We start from the raw sequence: 1,313 nt of genomic DNA on the forward strand, positions 1-1,313 counted from the left end.
AAGCACTTTTACCAAGCCCATTATCCCCAATCAGTAACTCCCTTTGTCCTTTTCCGATGGGAATTAGATTATCAAGCATCTTATTTCCCGTGTACAATGGTCGATTCACAAAGTCGCGGTGAAGAATAGGTGGGGACAGCCTATCCAGTAATCCTTGTTCTTCATGGGGCGGAATCTCACCGCCGTCTAATGGATGGCCTAGAGGATCAATCACCCGCCCAAGCAGTTTATCGCCTACTGGAATACTCAATACGCGTTTCAGAGGAAAAATAGGGGTGCCTGCCTTTAATTTTTTGGTTTGTACCAGCATCACAGCGCCAACCAGATCTTCGGTGAGATGGAACACCATGGCAATACAGCACTCATCTTCTGAAATAAGAATTTCATCGATGGCAGCCCTTGGTAAGCCCTTAATCCAGATAATCCCATCTCCAACAGAAACCACCCGCCCTTGTTCGGATACCTTGATTTGAAATTGATAGCGCTCAAGGCGTTGTCGTTGCTTCTCAAGAAAAGAAGGGGTGTTAGGCCAATTCATTTTTTGTCTCTGTAAAGAATTTTAATTCATCACGAAGATTGGCTTGCAAGCACATGGGGCCCATTTGCAGGGTTAATCCCGCGAGAAGCTTTGGATTTTCCGTGAAACAGACGGTAAGTTTTTTAGGCGACAATTGTTCAATGACTTGCAAGAGATCCTGTTTCTGATGTTCTTGGATGGGGTAGGCCGTTTGTATCGAAATGGTTTCTTCTTCCGGCACAGTATTGAGCCATTGCCATTGTTCTACCGGAAAATGATTCAGATCCTCAATGGTTTTTTTAATGATGTTCTCTTCAAGATGGGCATCCGCAAAAGGCATTAACAATTTTTCAGCAAATTTCCCAGCCAATAGAAACGCTTCCTTGGCATTGTTTTCAATGGTGGCTGCGGCTTTTTGCATTTCATGGGAAAAAACCTGCTCTTTTTCTTGACGCAATTGTTGTTCAAACCGGAGTCTTTCTTCTGATTTCCATTGCTCCATCGCCTCATGCCACTCGTTGTGTAGGGTCGCTTTCTCTTGTTGCCAATCGGCAAGGCGATGTTCATAGGTTGTTTGCAATTGCGTTGCTTGCCTGTGCAGTGTTTGTGCAGTCTCTAATTGTTCTTGCACTCTTTTTTTTCGTTCTAATATGGTTTTTTGTATGGGCTCATAAAGAAAGCGTTTCAAAATCCAAATGAGAATAAGAAAATTAATGAGTTCTAATGAAAAAGTGGTCCAAGAGAGTTCCATTGGTTTTATCCCTGTTGCGTTACAAAATAAGACAATAATGGATTT

At 42.7% G+C, this 1,313-nt stretch carries 1 protein-coding gene and 1 pseudogene; both read right to left on the reverse strand.

Annotated features, from left to right (window positions below; genetic code table 11):
• Positions 1–538 (reverse strand): annotated as a pseudogene (locus tag ACWTEW_RS30165) (F0F1 ATP synthase subunit alpha); the annotation flags it as partial.
• Positions 525–1,268 (reverse strand): F0F1 ATP synthase subunit delta, encoded by a 744-nt coding sequence (locus ACWTEW_RS30170; protein WP_454783627.1) that lies wholly within the window; start codon positions 1,266–1,268, stop codon positions 525–527. The gene ACWTEW_RS30170 and the pseudogene ACWTEW_RS30165, both read right to left, overlap by 14 nt.
• Between the last annotated feature and the right edge of the window lie 45 nt (positions 1,269–1,313).

Source organism: Legionella stuttgartensis (genome assembly GCF_977063405.2).